Annotated in this window: 14 protein-coding genes; 9 read left to right on the forward strand and 5 right to left on the reverse strand. The window is 43.8% G+C overall.

The annotated features are described in order from the left end of the window. Positions 1-74: 74 nt before the first annotated feature. Together L1D11_RS07170 and L1D11_RS07175 are read left to right on the forward strand one after the other, a co-directional pair. Positions 75-1907, forward strand: a complete 1833-nt coding sequence (locus L1D11_RS07170; RefSeq protein ID WP_239832170.1) for a formylglycine-generating enzyme family protein — start codon at positions 75-77, stop codon at positions 1905-1907. A gap of 410 nt (positions 1908-2317) precedes the next feature. Then, positions 2318-3067, forward strand: a complete 750-nt coding sequence (locus L1D11_RS07175) for a helix-turn-helix transcriptional regulator (protein WP_239832171.1) — start codon at positions 2318-2320, stop codon at positions 3065-3067. Positions 3068-3194: 127 nt separating this feature from the next. Here L1D11_RS07175 and pdxH read toward each other — a convergent pair whose 3' ends face one another. After that, on the reverse strand, positions 3195-3830 hold the full coding sequence (gene pdxH, locus L1D11_RS07180) for a pyridoxamine 5'-phosphate oxidase (RefSeq protein WP_239832172.1): 636 nt from the start codon (positions 3828-3830) through the stop codon (positions 3195-3197). A 167-nt stretch (positions 3831-3997) separates the two neighbouring features. On the opposite strand from pdxH, the gene L1D11_RS07185 reads away from it, so the two are divergent. The 6 genes from L1D11_RS07185 to L1D11_RS07210 all read left to right on the forward strand — a co-directional run bounded on the left by L1D11_RS07185 (position 3998) and on the right by L1D11_RS07210 (position 13527). Beyond that, positions 3998-5878: an ATP-binding protein gene (locus tag L1D11_RS07185; protein ID WP_239832173.1), complete on the forward strand. Its 1881-nt coding sequence runs from the start codon at positions 3998-4000 to the stop codon at positions 5876-5878. 53 nt (positions 5879-5931) lie between these two features. After that, positions 5932-7245 carry a response regulator gene (locus L1D11_RS07190; protein ID WP_239832216.1) on the forward strand — a complete coding sequence of 438 codons (1314 nt, stop codon included), beginning with the start codon at positions 5932-5934 and terminating at the stop codon, positions 7243-7245. A 114-nt stretch (positions 7246-7359) separates the two neighbouring features. Next, the gene (locus L1D11_RS07195; RefSeq protein ID WP_239832174.1) at positions 7360-8751 is read left to right on the forward strand and encodes an HlyD family type I secretion periplasmic adaptor subunit; all 1392 of its coding nucleotides are present in this window, start codon (positions 7360-7362) and stop codon (positions 8749-8751) included. A 59-nt stretch (positions 8752-8810) separates the two neighbouring features. Then, complete coding sequence (locus tag L1D11_RS07200) at positions 8811-9479, forward strand: transglutaminase-like cysteine peptidase (protein ID WP_239832175.1); 669 nt, start codon at positions 8811-8813, stop codon at positions 9477-9479. A 5-nt stretch (positions 9480-9484) separates the two neighbouring features. Next, on the forward strand, positions 9485-11395 hold the full coding sequence (locus tag L1D11_RS07205) for a LapD/MoxY N-terminal periplasmic domain-containing protein (RefSeq protein ID WP_239832176.1): 1911 nt from the start codon (positions 9485-9487) through the stop codon (positions 11393-11395). Between the two features lie 17 nt (positions 11396-11412). Next, a complete protein-coding gene (locus L1D11_RS07210) occupies positions 11413-13527 on the forward strand; it encodes a type I secretion system permease/ATPase (protein ID WP_239832177.1) in 2115 nt (704 codons plus the stop codon). A gap of 230 nt (positions 13528-13757) precedes the next feature. On the opposite strand, the gene L1D11_RS07215 is transcribed toward L1D11_RS07210, so the two are convergent. From L1D11_RS07215 to L1D11_RS07230, 4 genes are all read right to left on the reverse strand, one after another. Continuing rightward, positions 13758-15428: a FapA family protein gene (locus tag L1D11_RS07215; protein ID WP_239832178.1), complete on the reverse strand. Its 1671-nt coding sequence runs from the start codon at positions 15426-15428 to the stop codon at positions 13758-13760. Between the two features lie 359 nt (positions 15429-15787). Then, positions 15788-17914, reverse strand: a complete 2127-nt coding sequence (locus tag L1D11_RS07220; protein WP_239832179.1) for a GNAT family N-acetyltransferase — start codon at positions 17912-17914, stop codon at positions 15788-15790. A gap of 93 nt (positions 17915-18007) precedes the next feature. Beyond that, on the reverse strand, positions 18008-18982 hold the full coding sequence (locus L1D11_RS07225) for a ParB/RepB/Spo0J family partition protein (RefSeq protein WP_239832180.1): 975 nt from the start codon (positions 18980-18982) through the stop codon (positions 18008-18010). Positions 18983-18987: 5 nt separating this feature from the next. Next, positions 18988-20205 carry a ParA family protein gene (locus L1D11_RS07230; RefSeq protein WP_239832181.1) on the reverse strand — a complete coding sequence of 406 codons (1218 nt, stop codon included), beginning with the start codon at positions 20203-20205 and terminating at the stop codon, positions 18988-18990. A gap of 1280 nt (positions 20206-21485) precedes the next feature. Between L1D11_RS07230 and L1D11_RS07235 the strand changes: the two genes are divergently transcribed. Beyond that, on the forward strand, positions 21486-23465 hold the full coding sequence (locus tag L1D11_RS07235; protein ID WP_239832182.1) for a replication initiator protein RctB domain-containing protein: 1980 nt from the start codon (positions 21486-21488) through the stop codon (positions 23463-23465). Positions 23466-23715 lie beyond the last annotated feature (250 nt).

Genomic DNA, 23715 nt, shown 5'->3' on the forward strand with positions numbered 1-23715 from the left:
CAGTAGCTGCAGACGAAATGGCGTTGTCGTTTAGAATAGTCGATTAACCTAAATTACGATTGAAGTAGCCCATCATGCGCCAAGGTTTACCCACTCTATTATTTGCACTTGCTCCCTGCTTAATGACACCTGCTGTTTTCGCTGAAGCAACACCACCAGCAATCACGGCCGCGTCTGTTACTGATCTTGAAAGTTCGCTTTTCGAGAAGCATGCCGAGTTAACGGCTATAGAAAAGAAAGTCGCAGACAAACAAAACCAAGTCGACAACCAAGCACAGCAAACGGCACGTCTCGCTGAACTATCTGTGGAAGCAGAACAAAAACTTGCAGCGGCCAAAGCAAGCCTAGAGCAAGATTACACGCGCATGATTGATGAGCCAGACTTCGATATCTCGACGGCTCAAAATCACTTCCAAGACGCATGGAAAACCGTGAAAGAAGGCAAACTTGCAATTTCTGACTCTAAGCAGAAGCAGCAAGGTTTGGCTATGGAGCTTGAAGCTATCCAAGCCGAGAAAGCAGCAACCGAAACAGCCATCGCACAGCTAGAGCAAGACAAGCTGAGAGCAAGAGCTGAAAGACTCAGAAACGAGATCACCCAGACACAAGAGCAGACAGTCAGCTTTACCAATCGTTGTAGCAGCGACATGACATTAGCCCAATGTTCTGATCAAACGGTAACCCTAGCGCTTCAGAAGGCGGTGAAACAGTTCCAACACAGCCTGATTGATAACACGACAGAGTCGAAAACCGTTAAAGAGCACTTGTCGTCTACATCACTGAACATTCACGTTCTGCAACACAAAGTGACCTCTTCAGGCTTCTCGGAAGATAACCGCTACCGCGCTGTCATCTCTGCGAACCTAGAAACTCGCCCAAACAAGAACACCCCTTGTCGCCTGCTTGGTATTCAGTCATCCAACTGTTTCACACAAACTGATCAACAAGCCAACGACCAACAAAAAGAAGTCGCTTGGGTTAACTTGGTAGTTCGCTCAAATCAGTATAACGACAAAGTACTAATCAACGGCGTCAACTACGGCAGCACTCCTGTTGAAGTGATGCTGCCAACCGGTCCGCACATGGTGACGATCGAGAAAGAAGGCTACATCTCTTTCCACCAAGAGCTAAAAATAACTCGCGATCACAACCTAAGAGCCGTGTTACAAGCCAAGCAAAATAACTTAAACGTGGGCACCAAGTTTGCGGATCCGATGAAAGATAGCACTCAGAGCCCTGAAATGATTGTTGTCGGCTCTGGTCGTTACCTACTGGGTGAAAACAGCGCCAAGCAAGTGACAATAAAACAGCCGTTTGCCTTAGCTGCAACCCCAACACGTGTACAAGACTTTAGAGCGTTTGTAGAGAGCACTGGCTACCAAACCGATGCAGAGCTAATGAATACCTGCGATACCTTCGCCAATGCTGAAATTACCTCTGTTGCCGACAGTGACTGGCAAAAACCGGGCTTCAAGCAAGCAGACAATTCACCAGTAGTGTGTGTCAGTCAGAATGATGCGATGGCCTACACTCGTTGGTTATCCAAGAACACGGGCTTTACCTATCGCTTACCAACACCACAAGAGTGGGAAGCGGCAGCAAGAGCAGGCCAAGAAACCAACTTCTGGTGGGGTAATGAGTTCCGTTCAGGTAAAGCGAATACGGGGTGGGCAGGCACACCGTGGTCAAATGTAAGTACCTCTCCGGTAAAATCATTCATGCCAACACCAACAGGTTTCTACGACATGGTAGGTAATGTATGGGAGTGGACAACCATTCAGAAAGGCCTAGCCAAAGGTGGGGCGTGGAGCTTCTCTCCTGAAGAAGCCAAAGCATTTAACGAGCTATACGTTCCGCCTTCAACAGCAGCCAACTATCTTGGCTTTAGAGTGTTACGAGAGCTATAAGCTCACGATAACTCGTACCATTGTTTAAAATATTTACTCTAGGCTCTCATTTATCGCATTGAATTGTGTTTATAGGGGAATTCCCCCCTTATGCATGAGCACGCCTAGGAGTAGATTCGTCGATAGAGTAGTAAGTCACTCTGGGTATCTAACTGATGCCTCAGCTTAATTTGCCTGACCCTCGTAAACTAAGCTGAAAATCTTCTACATGTCGACAAGGCATATCTTGTCTTTGGCCAGCCCCTCTTCAGGCTGGCTTTTTTTTTGCCTATCGTTCACGCGGTTCGCCTATCTATTACTCGTAAATCATGCAGTTATTCAACACTCTGATTAACGAAAACTCACCCCATCTTTTCTACACGTATTCCAACCTGTAATTGCCATTGCAGTGCAATAGTAAACTGATATCATTGCAACATCGCCATCTACGAGATAAAACCTTGCCAGAATCACTAAACCCCATACATCGTTCTTTGTTCGAACAACTTCCAGGCTGCTGGGGCTGTAAAGATACTGACTCTGTTTTCGTATACGCAAACCTCGCTTACAACCAGTTGATCGGCTTAAAACCGGGTGAGAGTTGTACTGGATTGACAGATTTCGATATGCCGAGCCAAACCATCGAATGCGCGCAAGACTTTAGGGCTCAAGATCAGCATGTAATGGAAACGCGTTCGACACTCAAGATCCTTGATATTCACCCCTACCCCGATGGACGCTGGCACGCCCATATCTTCACCAAAACGCCTTGGCTTGATGACAACGACAACGTACAAGGCACCATCTTCTATGGGCAAGAGCTGACTGATACGGCGATTTTAGAAGTAGGTCATTGGGTGTGTCAGGCAACTTGCGCCAAAGACAATCAGGCATCGATCGCAGGCTCAACACCGCGTGTGTCTAAACTGCAAAAGAAGCTGACCTCACGTGAATCAGAGGTCCTATTTTTGCTGCTGTTCGGTAAGAAACCTCAATACATTGCATTGACGTTAAACATCTCAATCAAGACGGTCGAAGGGCATGTCGCAAGGCTCAAGCAAAAGTTTGATGCACGCAGTAAGAGCCAGTTAATCGAGTATGCATTGGATTCAGGGTTAGGCTCTGTGATTCCTGAAACCTTACTCAAGAAACAGATCTCTGTGGTTCTACACAGCGACTGATTAACGACTCACAACGCCCAGAAAGTTGAAAATATAGACAAAAAAATACCGTTGATGTGGATGAACACAAAATCAACGGTATCTTCTTAATTTTACTCTCTTTGCTGCTTAGTCCGGCAGACTCAAACTATGGCGCTAGACGATCAATGTCCCAGTTGTTGTCTTGACGTGAGAACAAGAAGCGATCATGCAAGCGGTGCTCACCACCTTGCCAAAATTCAATGCTATCGACGCGCACTCGGAAACCACCCCAGAAAGAAGGCACTGGGATCTCACCTTTTGCAAACTTCTGTTTAAGCTCTAGATACTTGCCTTCTAAGATGCCACGAGCAGAGATACGACTACTTTGTTTACTTGCAATAGCTGCCAATTGGCTCTCTTTTGGACGAGACGAGAAGTACTTCATGTTTTCCATCGCCGTCAGCTTTTCAGCCGTACCAGCAACATGAACTTGTCGCTCTAAAGGATGCCAAGGGAAATGCAAACTGATCTTGCTGTTGTGCTCAAGTTGCTGCGCTTTACGGCTACCTAGGTTGGTGTAGAAAACGAAACCATCTTTATCAACATTCTTTAGCAAAACAATGCGCTGGAATGGTTGTCCATTTTCATCAACCGTCGCCACTGTCATTGCCGTCGGATCCGTCAACTTAGCTTCAATCGCTTGCTCTAACCAAAGGTTAAATTGGTCAATTGGGTCTGCGGCTAAGTCTTTACGTCTCAATCCACCCTGAGCGTATTCACGACGAATGTCTGTCAGTTCCATTTGGTTGCTCCTTTTAATTTTTTTGTGATTCTGCGCCGTAATCCTTTGAAACACAAGTCTAAGCCTTGGTTTTGTCTCATTGAAGGTGCTCTGTGTTAACGAGATCTCGGTACGCCAACCATCATATTGATAGTCTATATGTAAACTGATTGTAACTTGAGTTTCTCGTGTCTAAAAAACTGTCTAACCTGATCACGCCTTTTGTATTTTTCTCATTGATATTGGGAGCGGCAGGGCTAACCGCAACTCACTTTTTGGCAGGTCAATACCAAGAGCAAGTTGTCACACAACAACTCAACGAAGCGGCGAACAAAGCCAACCTACAGATCGATTCTGAATTAGATAAGTTCAAACAAATTCCCGACTTGCTCAGCCACGATCCACGCCTGCTGTCCTACTTTGATAAATCACTAAAGACCGACAAAATCTCCACAGCTGAACTCAACACCTTGTTATTCGAATGGTCGGGGCAAAGCCAAGCCGATACCATCTACATCCACGATCCGAGCGGCACCGTGGTTGCCTCAAGTAACTATCGAAAACCTCGAACTTTCGTTGGCGAAAACTTCGCGTTTCGCCCCTACTTTGCGTCCGCAATAAAAGGCCATAAAACCCAATATGTCGCACTCGGCGCTCGCTCTGATGTACGAGGCTATTTCTTATCTTCACCACTTTATATCGACGATGACATCGTAGGCGTCATCACGGTGAAAGTAAGCTTAGAAAACCTAGAAAATATTCTAACTAGCGACGACTTTGAGATTGTGGTGCTTGATTCCAACCAAGTGGTGTTTCTCTCTAGTCAGGCACCTTGGCTTTATCACTCATTACTCCCATTAACGGATCAACAGCAACAAGATATCGCAGCGCAACGCCAATACGGTCAAAACAAAATTTCGATCATTGATGCGTTTAACTCTACGAACCAAACAACCGATGCAAGCAAAGTGCTTACTGAAAACCAGTTATTTAAACTTGGGACTTTTAACCTATACCCTGCCGTTACCAGTGACAACCAGTACCAAGTCGTTGCTATCAAGGACACAAGATCCGAACTACTCAAGGTGCTGCAGCTCGACGTTATCTTCATCGTGATTTACAGCTTGGTCGTGCTCATTGCTTGGTCGTGGCGCCAAACCTACCTCGCGAAAGTGGCACTGACTGAGCTCAATCAGAACTTAGAGCAAACCGTAGATAAGCGAACTCAGTATCTGAAGCAATCCAATCAACAACTTCAACAGACACTCTTTCAATATCAAGAGTCTCAATTGAAGTTAAAACAGACAGAGCAAGAGCTCACGCAAACCGCTAAGTTAGCCGTACTGGGTGAGCTGTCAGCCAGTATTAACCACGAGATTAATCAACCACTTGCTGCACTTAGAACCTACAGCGAAAACAGCGTCAAACTGCTTGAGATGGGACGTTCAGACTTAGTAAAAAGTAATCTGGATAAAATGATCGCGCTAAACACTTCAATTACCGAGATCATTGCTCGCCTTAAGGTATTTACACGCAAGGTAACCAAGCAAGAACATCACGTGGCGAATCTGCATCAAGCGATCAACAACGCCACCAGCATTCTCAGCGCACTGATGATCAAACAAGGTATTACCCTTAGGTTAAGTACCGTGCCAGATGACATTAATATCGCGATTCACCCAACCGAGCTTGAGCAAGTGTTGGTTAACCTGATGCACAATGCAACACAAGCGCTTTCGCAGCAAGCCGCGCAACAAGTAGGGCTTCAAAACGACTTAGAAACTCAAGAAGGGAATCAACTGACCATTCCTCAAATTGGCGTAGAGTGGCAGCTTAATGATGATGCCTGTCAACTGATCATTTGGGATAACGGAATTGGTATCGCCAGCGACAAACTTGAACATTTGTTCGACCCATTTTTTACCACTAAGCCCGAAGGGTTAGGGCTCGGACTTTCGATATCGAAGCGAATCATTGAAGCCTATCACGGCACGATCAGCGCAACCCAGCTCGAGCCTTCAGGCATGGTATTCTCTCTGAATATTCCACTGTACCAAAATAAAGGCTAACAGACTGTTATTAAAAGCTTTCTTCAACATTAAGGACTCAACACTTGCACTCTATGCCTAAACTCTACTTTGTCGATGATGAACCCGCAATTCGCGACTCGGTAGAACAAGCCATGCTCATTGAAGGTATCGATATTGTCTGCTTTCCGAATGCCATCGAGGCTCTCAAGCAGATTAACATCACGCAAGCAGGCATTGTGATCACCGATATTCACATGCCAGTGATGGATGGCATTCAATTTACGCAAAAGCTGTTGAGTCAAAATCCGAATTTTCAAATCATTGTTCTCACTGGTCACGGTGACGTGCAAACCGCCGTTTCTGCCATGAAGTCCGGCGCTTATGATTTTCTTGAGAAGCCGTTTGTTGTTGATGCGCTATTAACGGCAGTAAAAAAAGCAGCCGATAAGCTCGCTTTAGTTGAAGAGAACAATCTACTCAGAAAAGAGCTCGCGATGCAAAATCAAGTTGGCCCAAAGCTGATTGGTCAATCTCAATCAATACAGGCGTTGCGCCGCGAATTGATCACCTTAGATTGCAAACAGAACCCGCTGTTACTGTTTGTTGGCGACATAGGAACAGGTAAACGAATCACCGCGCAGTACACTCACGATTTACACAGCCATCCCACCGCTGAACTTTGTCCGGTTGCTGCGTTTAATTTGCCACGCAATGACGAAACGACATTTCATCAGTTTGTCCTACAGCTCTTTCACAAACATCAAGGCGGAACACTCTATATCCATGAAACAGAAGCATTAACTTCAGAGCAATGGCAGTGGTTGACGGCTTTAAAACCGACTCTACTTCGAGAAAACTCATGTAAGACAAGTGCAACTTGTATCATTATCGCAACTGCAGTAGTACCGACTACAATTACAAGTGAACTGCGCCGATTTGACTTACTGCCTTTGGCGCAACGAACAGAGGATATTGGCTCTTTGTTCAAACACTTTGCTAGAGGTGCAGCAAGTCGTTACCAGTTGCCACCGCCAGTGATCACAGAGAAAGAGATTCAACGCTTGATAGCCACTCACTGGGGCGAAAATATTCGCCAGCTTCGTCAACATGCTGAATTACGAGCGCTCACTCAAGTGAAGCAGCCAGTCCTCGACAGTGATGAGGTGGAATCAAATGATAAACAAGAGCAAACTGATAACCGCTCGCTTACTACCGGCGTTGAAGAACAGCAGCTGTCATTAAGCCAACGAACCGACAGCTTTGAACAAATCCTTTTGGTTGAAGCACTGCATCGCCATCAGGGGCGCTTAAAAGATGTACAACAAGAGCTTCAAATATCAAGAAAAACCCTCTATGACAAGCTAAGAAAGCACCAACTCGACAAAACAGATTTCAAAACCAGATAAGAATTAAAATATGTATATAAATTCAAATATTTAAAGGAGCAATTTCTTAACATTTATCAAAAGTAGGAATACACTCAATAGGCTTGCACTTTTATTTAGCGAACAAGGACTGTTATGAGTCAGAAAAATTTCAGCAAATTGAACGAGACCGAGCTTGAGTATGTCGATGATAAAACAGCGGCACTGCTCCTCAATACGCCGACCAGTGCGCGTATTATGTTGTGGGTGATCGTTCTGTTTTTTATTGCTGCTGTTGGCTGGTCTGCTTGGGCAGAGATCGACAAAGTTACCGTTGGCCAAGGCAAAGTGATCCCTTCCTCTCAAATCCAAATCGTGCAAAACCTTGAAGGTGGCTTAGTTAAAGAGATCTTAGTAAAAGAAGGACAACAAGTTCAAAAAGGCCAGCAACTACTTTTAATCGATGACACACGATTCCGCTCTGACTTCCGTGAGCGTGAACAGCAAGTTGCCAACTTAACCGCCAACGTATTGATGCTTTCCGCATCGTTAACCAGCGTAGTAATCAACGAGGACTTTAACGAAAAAGAGTGGAAGAAAAGTGTCACTCTTGATTATGGAAAACTCGCTTTCCCACCTAAGTTTTACGAGGTTCAGCCAGACCTAGTTAATCGCCAAAAAGCAGAATACCGCCAAGATTTAAACAACCTTAAAAACCAACTTTCCGTTTTTGATCAACAAGTTGAACAGAAACAACAAGATCTTGTTGAAATAAAAGCGCGTGTGCGAAACCTAAAACAGAGTTACCAATTCGCTCGCCAAGAACTAGACATCACGAAGCCGCTTGCCGATGAAGGCGTAGTACCAAGAATTGAGTTGCTTAAGCTACAACGACAAGTCAACGACACTCGCCGAGAAATGACCTCAAGCGAGCTTAAAATCCCTCTACTACGCTCAGCAATCAAAGAAGCCATACTCAGCCGTATCGATGCGGCTCTCAACTTCCGCTCGGAACAACAAGAAAAGCTCAACCAAGCACAAGATAAACTCTCTGCACTGACCGAATCTGCAGTTGGCCTAGAAGACAGAGTAAACCGCACTGTAGTGGTCTCTCCTGTAACAGGTACAGTCAAAACACTTGGTATCAATACTGTCGGTGGCGTTATCCAACCGGGTATGAACATCGTTGAGATTGTGCCGACTGAAGACTCACTATTAGTCGAAGCAAAAATCGCCCCGCAAGATATTGCATTCCTGCGTCCAGAATTGACCGCCATTGTTAAATTCAGTGCCTACGACTTTACCAAATATGGTGGTCTAGAGGGTGTGTTAGAGCACATCAGTGCCGATACTACTCAAGATGAAGAAGGCAACAGCTTCTACATCGTACGTATACGTACCAAAAAATACAGCTTTGGATATAACGAAGAGCTGCCTATCATTCCAGGTATGACGGCCTCTGTCGATATCATCACCGGCAAGAGAACCGTGCTTGACTTTATGTTGAAGCCAATATTAAGCGCTCAAAGCAACGCGTTAAGAGAATAAGGATATTGGATGTTGGGTAACGTCTTGCAAGACACTGCAAATAGATAAGAACAAAGGCTATGAACTCTCGGATTTTACTATTGCTGATGCTCCTGACTTCTTTCACCTCTGTGGCGCTCAACAAGATCGACCAAAAGTGGATAGACACGGTCACTGTGACCTACGGAGAAAGAGCCGGAAAACGAGTGGCGACATGGCGCTCAAATATGACGTTATACGAAGGGTTAAGTGAAAAAGAGAAGCTGGATTCGGTAAACCGATTCTTCAACCAAATGTACTTTGCCGCTGACAACATGCTGTGGGGGAAGAATGACTACTGGGCGACACCACTGGAGTTTTTAGGAAGTAACGCGGGTGATTGCGAAGACTTCACTATCGCAAAATACTTCTCTTTACTTGAACTCGGCGTCCTAGATAAGAAATTACGATTGGTGTACGTAAAAGCACTTGAGTTAAACCAATTTCATATGGTGTTGGCGTACTACTCAACACCCAGTGCAGAACCACTAATTTTGGATAACCTAAACCCTGAAATAAAACGTGGCTCTAAGCGACCAGACCTACGACCAATTTACAGTTTCAATGGTAAAAACCTTTGGTTAATTAAATCGGCAGCTGGCAGCGGTAAGCTGGCAGGGAAATCTTCAAGATTGAGCTTATGGAACGACCTACGTTCTCGTGAACGCAATCTAAAATTAAACAAACCCATTATCAATTACGATGAGTAGGTACAATGACTTTATATAAACAGCTTGTGGTCGGGATGATTGCGGTGTTCATACTACTGATGACGTCAGTTTTTATGATCGAATTCAATACCACCCGTGGATACTTAGAGGAGCAGCAACGCTCTGAGGTAAGTAATACCATTAATACTGTTGGACTGGCTCTCGCCCCTTACCTAGAAGAAAAGGACAAGGTGGCAGTGGAGTCTGTTATCAACGCCCTGTTTGATGGTAGTTCTTACTCCGTCGTTCGATTGATCTTTCTCGACAGCGGTGAAGACATTCTCCGTTCATACCCTGTAAAACCAACTGGAGTACCACAATGGTTCACCAATCTTAAATTGTTTGAGCCAGTTCATGACCGCCGCGTAATCACCAGTGGCTGGATGCAACTGGCAGAGGTAGAGATAGTAAGCCATCCTGGCCCAGCCTACGACCAACTTTGGCAAGCATTCATCCGCTTATTAAGCATCTTTGGCACGATCTTTTTGTTAGGTTTAGTGTCTATCTCTTGGCTCCTCAAGCGTGCCTTACGTCCGCTCTCGTTGATCATTACTAAGATGGATCAAATCGCTAAGAATCAGTTTGGTGAACCACTGGCTCGTCCGAAGACAAAAGATCTTACCTTGGTTGTTGATGGCATCAACCACATGTCGACACAAGTTGAACTGGCATTCAAAAACCAAGCGAAAGAAGCTCAAAAGCTGCGTAAAAGAGCGTATATCGACCCTGTATCTCAGCTAGGCAACCGCGCTTATTACATGTCTCAATTAACTCAGTGGTTAGAAGAGTCCAGCTTAGGTGGTTTAGCCTTACTAAAAGCCGAATTTATTGGTGAAGAGTACGACGAAAAAGGCTACCAAGAAGGTGATGCCTTAGTTCATCAATTGGCTGAACAGCTAAAGGGGGCAATCTCATCGCCAGATATCACCATCGCTCGTATTTCTAGTGACGAATTTGGCTTCATTATGCCAAACATTGACGAAAGTGAACTGAAACTTGTCGCTGGCAACATCGTAAACTGCATTCAAAACCTAGGTTCAGACCCAACAGGTACGGCGAATCCGCACATCGCGCTAGGCGTGACATACAGCAATACGCGTAAAACCAGCACTGAAATCATGTCTTTGGTTGATAACGCACTCTCAAGTGCCAAGGCAAATCGAGAGCTTTCTTATGGCTACGTCACCGCTGACGATCATGGCGCAGTGATGGGCAAACAACAATGGCGTATGTTGGTTGAAGAAGCGATCATCAACGACCTAATTACCTTTCGTCTTCAGGCTGCAAACAATGCCTTTGGTAAAACGTATCACCAAGAAGTGTTCTCTGCGATTGAAAAAGATGGTGTTCATTACGGGGCTAACCAATACCTCTACGCACTAGAACAACTTGAAATGAGCCACGTCCTCGACCAATACGTTATCGAGAAGATGATTGAGAAACTTAATGCGAAAGAAGTAACGAGCCCTGTCGCTATCAATATCTCACCAAGCAGTATTTCTCAGCCAAGCTTCATCCGTTGGATCGGTAAAACTCTTGAACACAGTGCCTCAATCGCGCACTTGTTGCACTTTGAGATTCCAGAAAACTGTTTCATTAACGTTCCGCACTACACGGCACTCTTGTGTAATACCATTCGCAACGCTGAAGCAGTGTTTGGTGTCGATAACTACGGACGTAACTTCCAGTCATTGGATTACATCAACGAATACCGCCCTAGCTATGTGAAGCTAGATTACTTGTTTACTCACAACCTTGACGACGAAAAACAGAAATTCACATTAACATCAATTTCAAGAACGGCTCATAATCTTGGTGTGACAACCATTGCGTCACGAATTGAAACTCAGACTCAACTCGAGATTTTGTCTGATAACTACGTAGAAGTGTTCCAAGGCTTCATTGTTGATAAATAGTTGTAAGGTTATATCGCATGCAAGATCCACTATTGAACTCACTGATCTACGTTAGCCGCTATTACGGGTTAGCTAACTCGCCCGAAGCGTTGGTCAATGGGCTACCACTACCAAATGGAAAGCTATCCCCTTTCCTATTTCCTCGTTCTGCGGAGCGAGCGGGATTAGTGGCTCAAGAAAACCGTTCCGACCTAGAAAGTATACCTCACCTTATTCTCCCTGCTATTCTGCTTCTCAAACAGGGCGAGGCATGTGTTCTCAACAGTATCGATTTAGAAAAAAAAGAAGCGGAAGTTATTACAACGGAAAGCGGAATGATGCCTATTATCATTCCTATCGAAGAGTTGAAAAAACAATTTATCGGCCGTTACTTCTTGGTGAAAAAGCAATTCCGTTATGATGAACGTTCACCAGAGGTTCTAAAAACACGCAAAGGTCACTGGTTTTGGAGCACTCTTTGGGAGTCGAAAAACATCTACCGAGATGTATTGATTGCATCCATTCTGATCAATATATTTGCTATTGCCGCGCCCATGTTTACTCGCTTAGTTTACGACAAAGTAGTCCCTAACCTCGCCTTTGAAACCTTATGGGTGCTGGCAAGTGGTATCTTTGTGGTCTTCCTATTTGACCTGCTTTTAAAGTTAATGCGCAGCTACTTCATTGACGTTGCCGGTAAGAAATCCGATATTCTGATTTCATCCAAGCTATTCAGTAAAGTATTGGGCATTCGTATGGAGGCGAAGCCCGCTTCTGTCGGCGCTTTTGCTAAAAACCTGCAACAGTTTGAATCAATCCGCGAGTTCTTTGCCTCTGCAACCATCGGCTCTTTAATCGACTTACCATTCGCGCTGATGTTCTTGGCGTTAATTTGGCTAATGGCCGGAAACCTTGTGTTTGTTCCCGTCGTTGGTGTTGTAATCTTGATCATCTATGCACTGTTAATCCAAGGCCCCCTGCGTCGCGCTATTGAAGAGGGCTCTCGTCTTGCATCTCAAAAGTACGCAAACTTAATCGAAAGTTTAGCTGGGCTAGAAACCGTAAAACTCTTCAGTGCACAAAGCCAATTCCAATTCCGATGGGAAGAAGCTGTCGCGCACATGGCAAATTGGAATATCAAAAGTCGCCGTATTACCGACAACATCCAAAACACCGCAGGATTTGTTCAGCAAAGTACTAACGTTGGTATGATCATATTTGGTGTACATCTCATAGCGGAAGGTGAACTTACCATGGGCGGCTTGATTGCCGCAACTATGTTGAGTGGCCGTGCGATTGGCCCTCTTGTTCAACTGTCTTTGCTTTCTACACGTTACAACCAAGCGAAGTCATCGATGACTTTGATGGAACAAGTGATGTCGATGCCAGATGAGCAAGAAGAAGGTAAGCGCTACATACACCGTCCGATCATTAAAGGTCATATCGCGTTAGACAAAGTGACATTCCACTACCCTAACTCTCCGGTCGCTTCCATTAGAGACTTAACCCTGAATATTGAACCCGGTGAAAAAGTCGCTATTATTGGCCGAATTGGTTCAGGTAAAACGACACTAGAACGTCTGATTATGGGTCTATACAAGCCCACAGAAGGCCACGTACGCATTGATGAAACCGACATGGAACAACTGCATCATGTCGACGTACGACGCAACATAGGCTGTGTGCCGCAAGACAGTAACCTATTCTATGGCTCGGTAAGAGACAACATCACCTTAGGTCACCCTTTGGTGGATGATCGTGACGTGATGGATGCAGCGAACCGTGCGGGCGTAACCGCGTTTACTCAGCAAGATCCTGCAGGTTTAGAACGCCAAGTAGGTGAAGGTGGTGCTTTGCTGTCTGGTGGTCAACGTCAGTCGGTTGCCATTGCTAGAGCCTTCCTAGGCCGTCCGCCAGTATTGTTAATGGATGAACCAACCAGTGCTATGGATAACCGGTCGGAAATGCACATCAAGCACCAGCTTTCCCAATTATTACCAAGCGAGACGCTGATCCTTATCACTCACAAAACCTCTATGTTAGACGTAGTGGACAGAATCATTGTAATGGAGAAAGGCAGCATCATTGCCGATGGTCCGAAAACGCAAGTTCTTTCAGACCTTAAACAAGGCCGAGTAAGAGCTGCTAGCTAGAGCGTTCAAGTTACTTAAATAACCTCGGTAAATCAGAAGAATAAAAAGCAAAGAGGGAGCATTAGCCTGTCTCTTATACACAAATCCCTAAGCCGTGGCTTAGGGATTTTTTTTGAACTAATTTCATGTTTCTTGATCTGTTCATCTCAGTAATGACAGGGGTGATTATCGTAACCTATATAGAGCCAACTCTTCGGTCAAAACAGCAATTTGGTCAAGCCTGCCTCAATTCATAATGAGATACCTTCTTGTTCCATCTTGAATGAACATTGAATCTCGTATTGATTGAAGGAAAATACGCTTCCACCATGAGTTCGCTTAGTCGTGACCGTCTCATCACCAAACTGAATCGTCACTCGAGTATACACCTTTTCGTATACCTCTACGGTGCACTCGGCAAGGTTAGTTTCGAACTCAGCTTCGAGTGTATCTAACTGCGACTTAAAATTTTCAATCGCTAGATTGTTCTTTTCTCGTTGCTGCTTAATTTTCAACGCTTGTTCTTCGCTTCTCTCAGCTTTTGGTCGTTTCTTAAATTCGAGCTCTAGGCGAATCACATCCATAGTTTGCTCTTGCGCATGTCTATAGATGTCCTTGAGTTCAGCAATCTTCTGTCGGTAACCATCATAGCGTGCAAAACCATGAACCTTAGTTGCAGTATCCCCTTCAACGCCCAAGAAAACGCACTCCACCTTACCACCCACTTTCGCTTCACCGCCACTGAGTGTGCCATGCTTCTTGAGTGAGTCCATCACGATAAGGTTGTTACCACAGCGAATTTCATTACTCATGCTGTGTACGCCAAGGCGAATATCGCTCGCTGTTTGTAACTCGGCGTTTTGAGCATAGCTTGCCGTGATAGAACCTTTGCTAAATACCTTACAGCTTTTCGGTTCTCCCTCTTTGGTTGTATGTCCGATGATCCCTTTCGCGACTTTGATATCACCTTGCGCCTGAACTTCAGCCGATTCAATGAAGCCACCGACCGTAATGCTTCCCGTAGCTTTCACAACCATTCCTGGTTCAATGTTGCCAGAGACAAGTACATTACCTTTAAATTTAACGTGTCCAGTTGATACATCAACGTTGCTAACACATAAGGCGTCATCCACTTCAATGGTTCGATCTTTAACAATGGGTAGTCCAGGATACGAGGCTAGTAGTAAGTTAGGGTCGTCAGGGGAGATAAAGGTGCCTTTGCCAGGCTTGATTAAACTGTCTTGTCCAGGAAGTGGAGGGATAACTCGACCTTGGACGGTAAAGCCAGCGATGCCTTTCGTAGCGGGAGTCCGCTTCATTAATTGATCATTTTGACCGACGGTAATGGTTTCACCCAAGTCTCGCATATCAATCTTGCCTTCGTCTTTACTGCGAGGCTTCAAGACTTGGCGGGTAATATCTTCAACCAAAGCGTCAAACTTAGCGTCTTTTCCATTTACTGGTTGTGTCCCCTTGGCAACTGGCTGAGTAAAATTTTCGCCGGGTTCAAGTTTACTACTCATCATCAATGCTTTTTTGAGTGCTAACTTATTAATTCCTTTTGTTATATGGGCTTGAGCTAGACAGTGAATGATATCGCTTCCGCGCAGCGCGCGTCCATTATATGGCCCCGTAACCACAAGACTTGCGAGCATCTCATCATCAGACAATTCGACCGCAACACTTGCATTACGAACTTCAGCAATCAAGATCCCTTCATAAGCTTCATCCTTGCCTTCTTTAGCAAGAGTGACAAAACGCAGCACTTCTTCTTCAAAAAGAAAAAAGCTTGATGCGTCTATTGCTTCCAAGGCTGGTGGCAGTGTCTTGTTATCAAAGCTTGCATCAACCACAAACCCTGACGGCAGACATGCCATCACTTGTTGCTTATCTTCCGACAGTGTAACGATGTTATCCCACATTCGAATTGAGTATCCCTAATGACTCAGTTGTTATTCAGTCTATATAAATCAATCTGAGCTTAGAATCGTCACATTATAATAATCAGCGTCACATCACTTACTTTCGTGACTGCAAAGATGACTCATAAATAAGACGTACTCATTTATGATTTGTCTCACCTTTACAAAAAAAGGTTCAATTCTCACACGGTTTAATTTTAAGTTTCACTGTCCTGTGATGTGGTGGGTTGTCTGAGTTAAATAGAAAATTGAGATAGTGGAATCGAAATGAGGCTGAAGGCTTGGGATTAATGAATAGTTTACAGTGTAAATTCAACATTCTAATTTACACTGTAAATCACATTTGAAATTGACTGTCGCTATTTACACTGTAAATTCACCAATAAGGCTTCTACATCTTTTCGAAATTGAGCCTCAACTTGCTTACGCCCAATAAAGTTAAACTGTTCAACACAGCTCCCCCACCCTTTCTGTTGAACAACTTTGGCAAGCAACAAATCAGAAACGGAAGAGTGAGTAACATTCTCAGAATCGAGTGCCGCTTTCTGAGATTGGCGTGCATTACTAATGAGTACCAACTTCAGCACACTGTAGCCGATACTGTCGTAACTATTGCCTCCATCAACATAGTTCTTGATAAGCTGGCTTTCGAGTTCGCAGAGCGATTCTGAATAAATTGGCAAAAGTGCTCGCACCATATCGACTTCGAGAGATGCAAGAGAGCCAGAAACGACAAAACAAAAGCTGCGCTCAAAATGGTGCACAAGTTGGCTGATCCAACTTTCTGAATTTGCATTAAGAGGTTTAACCATTAGCACAGAGTGACAGCCACTTGCCTGATCACGCTGGTGGCCAATATGTACTGGTGTAAAATCATTATTACGCCAGAATGCAATCAAATCGCTAGTCGCTCCAAAACTTGTCGCTAAGTAGTCGGCCTGTTCAATATGCTGTGACAACTCGTCCAGCATCCAACTGCCAATACCAAGACCTTGGTGACGTGTTGAAACCGCAATACGCATGACTCTGGTACAGGTGCTCGTTGCCGCTTGTACTGCGCCAAGCTGATTAGCTAACAACACCGGAGCCAGATGACCTTGTGGTCTGCGTTTTCCAATTTGAATCTGGGAAATCAATTCACTGTCTAACCCGCCCTCTTGCGTGACCAACATACAACCCAAACACTCTCCTTGCTGCCAAGCAGCGTACAACTGAATCGCTGGGTTGTTGAGAAATTGCATCAAGTCATTTGGGGATGTTTGATAATGAGCATCAACCAATAGCGAAAAACATTGTTGAAGTATGCTCGGGTTAGTTAAACAATCTCGCTTGGATAACTCGACCAAACTTAGTGAGTTGAGTTTCTCGCTAGCAAGCAGCTCAACATCGCGCTCTGCTACATCATTTGATGAGGCGGCACCAAGTAAGAAACAATCAAACAACCAAGCTTCAAGCGGGTCATGATTTTTCCAACGAATAGGTTGTTCAAGCTTATAACCCCTCCAACCTGGACGATGTTTAGTAAGCCAAGCCTCAAACTTTATTCCAAAGCCTCGACCACTGCCTTCATAGCCGTGCACCGTGGTTGAAAAAACCATACGGTGATAATTGTCGACCATAGATTTCAACATTGGGATAGGAATCGCCGCCGCTTCATCAACCAATAATAAATCACACTCGGGCTTTGATTTTAATAGTTCGTCTGGCGCAACAAATCTAAGGCTGCCACCTTGATAGTGAATATGAGCGGCATTCACGACTTTGCAATCATTGAGTCGTTGATTCGCATGTGCAAAAACAGGTTCAGTGGCTTTAACTGATGGAGCTGTCACAACAATGTTGAGGCTCGAACGTTCAGCCAAAAGCTGCGCTGCTGCAATACCTAACGTCGAGCTTTTACCACGGCCTCTGTCAGCAATTAAAATCAAAGGACGCTTTCGATGACCAGACACCACTTTTTTGACTAACTCAATGGCGACATTCTGCTGCTCAAATCGATCTAGATGTTTTGGATCGTTACTCTTTTGTGGGAGAGATTCGAATCTGCGCTCCAACCCTGACGCTCCATCACCTTGAAACACTGAAATGAGCTTTTCGAAATACATATTTAACCAACGTTGGCCAAACACTAAACCTTCAGTATCTTCGATATCAGGCGGTAACACCAACAACAGTCCGCCACCGACCAAGGCGCCGAGTGCTGCACTAAAGCCATTCGCATCAAACTGCTCTCTAAAATCACAAACAAGCACTTGGCATTCGCGACCGAGAAGCTGCTGAGCTTTCTTTACAGGCGCATGTATGACGCCATCAAATGGAGTCCCACCAATTTGGAAAACAGTTTGTGTTTTGTTCTCTTTGAGGTAACCAGAGATAGCGGAGTTTTGCCATGTCGCGTCGCCATTAAACACCACGCCGTAACGGTGATCATTATGTTGGGCGATATCAGAAAGTGTATGCAGAAATGTGTTGGTTAGGCTTGTCATAATTTGTGTCCAGATTCATCTAAACACAGTTTATCACAGCCAAATAAAAAGCCGCATAAAGCGGCTTTAGAGAAGTTTTGGAAAGCAATCGACTTAGTCGATTTTTGATTGAACGAATGCTAGGATTTCTTGCATCGTTGCATCATCAACTTTCTTAAGATTTAACGCTAGGTTTGAACCCTTACGGCTGTATGATGCCCGGCCTTTGATCAGTTCAATTTTTTGTGATGCCTTTTTCGCTGGTGCAGGAGCCAATTCAAGAATCCAACCTTCTAGCGTTTCCGTTACATCTTTAGTTAGACGAGTCACACCTTGTGCTTCACTGCGCTGCCATACAAAACCTTCAGACGCATCACATTTAGTGAGCAATGTTTGCTGCTGGTCTTCAGTCAGGCCACTGAATTGTTTATGCAGTTTAACAATCGTTGGACGACCAAGGTCGCTCACATTTGGGTACGCTTGAAGTAGTTCAAGTGGTAAAGCTGCGGCTTTCAACGCACCACTCACTAGCGCTTCGCTGCACTGGAACATTTTTGCTAACGCTTTTTGGTCTTCAGCTTCGCCTTTATCAAGCTTGGCTTGCATCTCTTTACCCTTCTCGTACAGAGAAAGTGGTTTATGAGCATTGGCTACATCAGATAAGAACTTAGCGTGTTCACCGTTAATGTTTTCAGCAACATAGATTAGGAACTCTTTGTCAGCCAAAATACAGGACATACGACGACGGCTACCATCAAGAACTTCAATCTTACCGTCTTTGTTTTTACGACCTACTGCCGGGTATTGCTGGCCGCGTTCTTTCAATGTTGTAAGAACATCAGAAAGAGCATGTTCGTTTAGGAAAGATTGCTCACGAGCATTCTCTTCAAAAACAACGGTGCGAGTTGCTACCTCAGAAGCAGGAATTCGAACCAATTCAAATGAAACTAAATCTTCGCCAGCAACAGAAAGCTCGATCACTTGAGCCTGTTCTTTAGCAGCAGTTTGCGCTTCTTGAGGCGTAGCAACACGACGTTTGTTTGCCTTACCAAATAGCTTTGCATTTAAGTCAGATGTTTTAATTGCCATTCTTGTTATCCCTGATTAAGTGAAGGCCAGTTGCTATGTAATACTCGCTCTAATTCTAGAGCACTTTTTTGTACCGCGTCTTGAGCGACGGCCAGAGTCTTCTTACCGCCTTCAAAATCACTCACAGTAAGGTCAAAAACCGTGCTGTAAGTATCTGCACAAGTCTCGAATGCACGGCTTCTTGGAATGGTTGCCATCATTACTTGGTCATTCAACAGGTAATTCATTTCAGTCAGTACAGATACCTGTTTCTTGTTATCATCTTCAAACATGGTTGGCATCAGGCGAACAAACTCAAGCCCTTTCCAATCGTCCGAGAACATTTCGTACACGGTTGGTAAGTGTTGGAAAAAGTTAACCGTTGAAGCCCAGTCCAAACGCTTCGCCGCACATGGAATCAACAGTGCGTTAGACGCGTACATTGCGTTCCATACAAGCGGGTCTACATGCGGGCCGGTATCAATCATAATCACGTCAAAATCATCCGCGATTTTATCGATAAGCTTTTCTTTTAAAAGACGCACAATATCTAAAGACTGATCTTGAGAAAGGCTTTGCCACGCTTCAGCGTTGAACATTGCATCTTCTGGGAAAGCTGAAATAGTTTTTAGGTTTGGATATTGTGTTGGCAACAATACATTTTTACGCAGAAATTCTTGGTCAACTTCTTGGCCTTCTGGCACGTTGTCCAACATGATATCAACAGCAGAATAAATGCTATCGTGCTCAGCACCACTAATTTGTGGGTTTAGGAATAAGCGCAGAGAGCCTTGTGGATCTAAGTCAATCAGACAGATACGGTAACGCTTATCAAGATTCAAAGATAAACATGCCGCTAAATGAACCGCTGTCATTGATTTACCCGTACCACCCTTTTGGTTCTGTACGTTGATAACCCATGGCTTATTACCCGCATGCTGTTTACGTTGGTGAAACTTTGGCACTTCAGCCGCGTCCATCAGCATGTGAGCTTCGGTCAATGAAATTGAGTAGTGGTTGGCATTATTCTTCGTAAACTGATGACCTTCCGCCTCAAGCTTAGTGATAGCTTCATCCAATTTACGTCGAGTTAAGCCAGAACGGGTCTCCATCATAGCCTTAGACATAGGCGGAAAATGCTCATCACTTCGCTCTTCCAAAATAATCTCAATTCGGTCAGCCTGAACTTGTTGAGTTTGTTCGGCTAGCTGATAGAGCTTATCAATCGTTTGTTCTCTTTTCATTGCCAGTTTCCGTAATGATTAACTAAGTACAAATTGTACAGCGATAATCTATAAAAACAACAAAAACATGAACATACATTTATGAGTAAAATCACATAAAATAGACTGAATTTTTACAGTTTGATGAAATAGTATCTAAAACGAATACAAATTTGACCATTTTCATAGAGCATAACCAACCTGATTTTCCACTAGATTTAAAATGTTACATCGTCACTTATTTACAATGTAAATGCTAATATCAAGAAAAAACGCCGGAACGATTGAAATACAACCATAGATTACGGTATATGTGGTTTTCATTCTAAATTACAGGTAAATCAGGCAAAAAATAACAATACATGAAAATTGAAACTTCGATTTAAGAAAAACGATCCGATACCGCACCATTTCAAAGTAATCGGTACCATTGGATAATGGACATATCGAATCACACCGGAAGAATGATCATGGTGTAAATGACGAATTCTATAATTGATAAACTCAGATTATGAAGCATGATCAAGGTTCATCGTCGCCAATATTGATCCGAATGAATGTCAGTTCAAAATGATCAACCTTCGGAAAAATGATCAAGTAGATATCGTCCCGGAAGCATATATTCTTGGAGCTAACTTACGGACAAATGCTTTTGGAATGGGGATTCAAGGCTTATTGAGCCTCATTGCTAGGAAATTCAATCGACACAAGATGGGAATACAGAAACATGACAATTTCATGATCATGCTTCCTACCTTTGATTAGGTGCTTTTTTAAAACTAGAGACGACCTGTGATAAATCAATATCGAATGGATTTTGTACGAAAGAGAGCAGGAACAATGAAAATCACGACTTGCTTGATCATTGTTCCGATAAATTGGACGTCAAAAATGTCCACATTGGCTGCAAATAAGTACTTCGAAACAAAATAGACAAAGATCGACTGTGGATAAGCTGTATAACCATAATGATCATGCTTTCGAATCAATAATGATCATGCTTACAATGACTTAATGATCATCGTTCTGACTCTCTGTGATCATGCTTTCTTCTGTTTTATGATCATAGTTTCGAGTAACTTATGATCATGCTTTCCAAGCGCATTTTATTTAACACTTTAAATTCAGAAACTTAAAAGCAAAATTACAGCCAGATCATTAGATCACTTAATCATTTAAGATCATATTAATCAAAAAGATCAGTTATTTAAAAGCCAATAAATTCTCTTTATTTATGATCATTCTTTCTTTATCATTCAGGAACTATAGTGAAATTACGGTTAGTGTGATACGGATCAAAAATGAAACCAGAAGAGAAATTGTTAATTAAGGCACGAAGCCACAAAGATGGTCATTTATTTGAGGTATCTGAAACAGCCGTTGAATGGATAGAACAATATCAACACTTCAAAGGTGTCACTAAAAGTATAGTTGAGCTTCTTAACCTAATTTCACTTCGTGGATTTAGCAGCAAAGATGGGTACGTTTCAACGACCGAGATTATTGAATCAACCGATGGCCAAGTTACCCGTGCTGCTTTGCAACAAAGATTGAGAGCGGCTGTAAATATCGGTCTTTTCAAGCAAATCCCTGTTCGCTTTGAAGAAGGCCTAGCAGGAAAGACCATGCTGCATCGTTTTGTTAACCCTAACCAATTAATATCGGTATTGGGTGCCACCAGCTTGGTGACGGAAAGTGTCAAACAAAATGAAAAACAAAAGCGTTCTAAAGCCCTAGCTCAAACCAAAGTAAACAAACGCCTGCTGAATGAACACGGACTAAATACTCCTCCAACAATGAAAGATGAAGCAGATCAGTTCATTGTGTCTCCAACAAACTGGGCGGGGATTATTGATCAAGCGTTGGCGCCACCACGAACACGTAAGAGTTACCAAAAATCAATGGTTTCTATCTCAGGTACTCGCGCAGTGATTGAGACAAGATCATCGAAAAATATCATGACGGTTGATGATCTCATGACGCTATTCGCGTTATTTACACTCACCGTTCAATACCATGATCACCACCAAGATGATTACCATCTTGATGCAAAGCACACACCGAATAAAACACCTCTCTACATCACCGATATTTTGTCGCTTCGAGGCAAAAAAGACAGCGGACCTGCACGTGACTCAATCCGTGACAGTATTGACCGTATCGAATTTACGGATTTTCAATTGCACGAGCTTACTGGTCGTTGGCTTAGCGAGAACATGCCTGAAGGCTTTAAGAGTGATCGTTTCCGATTCTTAGCTAGAACCATTACTGCATCGGAAGAGGCGCCTACAGAGGGCTCTGACGGCGAAATTCGCATTAAACCGAACCTATACATCCTTGTTTGGGAACCATCGTTCTACGAAGAGCTGCTAACACGTGATTATTTCTTCTTGTTCCCGCCTGAGATCCTGAAACAGCATACCTTGGTTTTCCAAATGTATTCTTACTTCAGAAGCCGTATGGCACGTCGTCATTCTGATTGCATGCTGTTAAGCGAACTTAATCAGAAGTTGGCTCGTAACATCGATTGGCGTCGATTCTCAATGGATCTGATCCGTGAGTTGAGAAAGCTAGGCGAAGCTGGGGATCAAGAAGATACCTTCCTGGTTAACCTGTGGGGTTACCATTTGACGATCACGGCTTTGATCGAGAAAGGAAAAACTACCGACTATCAAGTTGATATCAAATGTAACGTGGAAGAAGTGTTGCGTTACTCGAGAGCCCGTACCACCAACGCCGGCAAACGTAATATGGCACCAACGCTGCCAAACCCGCTCCGCAACGAGATGGTATCAAAGCAGAAGCTGGAAGAGCTGTCTGAAATTATCGATGGTGAGTTCGAACCAATCCAACGTAAGGCACCATCACCAAGAGGTAAATTAGGGCGTCGTGTTAAGCAGCGTAAGCATTCTGTTGAGATCAATGCAGACGAGATCATGATAACACTCTCTAAATATACCTCTGCAGAGGCTCTAGGACGAAGCATAACGGCTTTATCCGCTATGACAGGGCATTCTCACGCCTCAATCAAAGAAGAGTGCTCAGAGCTCATTGAGAAGCTTGATTGGCTAAGAGTAGGGGATGAGATTATTCCTTACGAAACGTTAAGTAAGTTAATTGAGCTGTACAACGGACGCGATAGCAACAGCAACCGCCACCTTTCGATTGAACGTCTTATCTCAGGCTTAGCGGTTCGCCGTAAAGTGTGTAAGCAAGTTCACGAAGGGCATTTGGACGAGAATGTGTTCTTAGCGTTAGATGAAATGGCGATTGGCCACTAATTCCGGGCCTGTTTTTAAGCCTGTGAATGGAAATTTGAAACATCATTAGGTGTTGATAAGAACCGCACCTAACGCTGACAAAGTGATGACAAAGTAGCGCACTCGGTTGATTACTATTTATCCCGAATAGACAACCTTTTGTCCTTTCTTATGATTAATAGATTGGCTCATATTTTGTTACATCATACTGAATAGATTTTTGCGAGTTCCATAAGGGACTCGCTTTTTTTTGTCTAAAATTCTACTAGCA

The sequence above is a fragment of the Vibrio sp. Isolate32 genome (assembly GCF_022397955.1).
In the GTDB taxonomy this organism is placed as follows: Bacteria; Pseudomonadota; Gammaproteobacteria; order Enterobacterales; family Vibrionaceae; genus Vibrio.

Coding starts and splice junctions, on each gene's coding strand:
- L1D11_RS07190 (WP_239832216.1), top strand. CDS start 5,932: ATGCCTAAACTCTACTTTGTCGATGATGAACCCGCAATTCGCGACTCG.
- L1D11_RS07215 (WP_239832178.1), bottom strand. CDS start 15,428: ATGTGGGATAACATCGTTACACTGTCGGAAGATAAGCAACAAGTGATG.
- L1D11_RS07235 (WP_239832182.1), top strand. CDS start 21,486: ATGAAACCAGAAGAGAAATTGTTAATTAAGGCACGAAGCCACAAAGAT.
- L1D11_RS07200 (WP_239832175.1), top strand. CDS start 8,811: ATGAACTCTCGGATTTTACTATTGCTGATGCTCCTGACTTCTTTCACC.
- L1D11_RS07195 (WP_239832174.1), top strand. CDS start 7,360: ATGAGTCAGAAAAATTTCAGCAAATTGAACGAGACCGAGCTTGAGTAT.
- L1D11_RS07205 (WP_239832176.1), top strand. CDS start 9,485: ATGACTTTATATAAACAGCTTGTGGTCGGGATGATTGCGGTGTTCATA.
- L1D11_RS07170 (WP_239832170.1), top strand. CDS start 75: ATGCGCCAAGGTTTACCCACTCTATTATTTGCACTTGCTCCCTGCTTA.
- L1D11_RS07225 (WP_239832180.1), bottom strand. CDS start 18,982: ATGGCAATTAAAACATCTGACTTAAATGCAAAGCTATTTGGTAAGGCA.
- L1D11_RS07220 (WP_239832179.1), bottom strand. CDS start 17,914: ATGACAAGCCTAACCAACACATTTCTGCATACACTTTCTGATATCGCC.
- pdxH (WP_239832172.1), bottom strand. CDS start 3,830: ATGGAACTGACAGACATTCGTCGTGAATACGCTCAGGGTGGATTGAGA.
- L1D11_RS07210 (WP_239832177.1), top strand. CDS start 11,413: ATGCAAGATCCACTATTGAACTCACTGATCTACGTTAGCCGCTATTAC.
- L1D11_RS07230 (WP_239832181.1), bottom strand. CDS start 20,205: ATGAAAAGAGAACAAACGATTGATAAGCTCTATCAGCTAGCCGAACAA.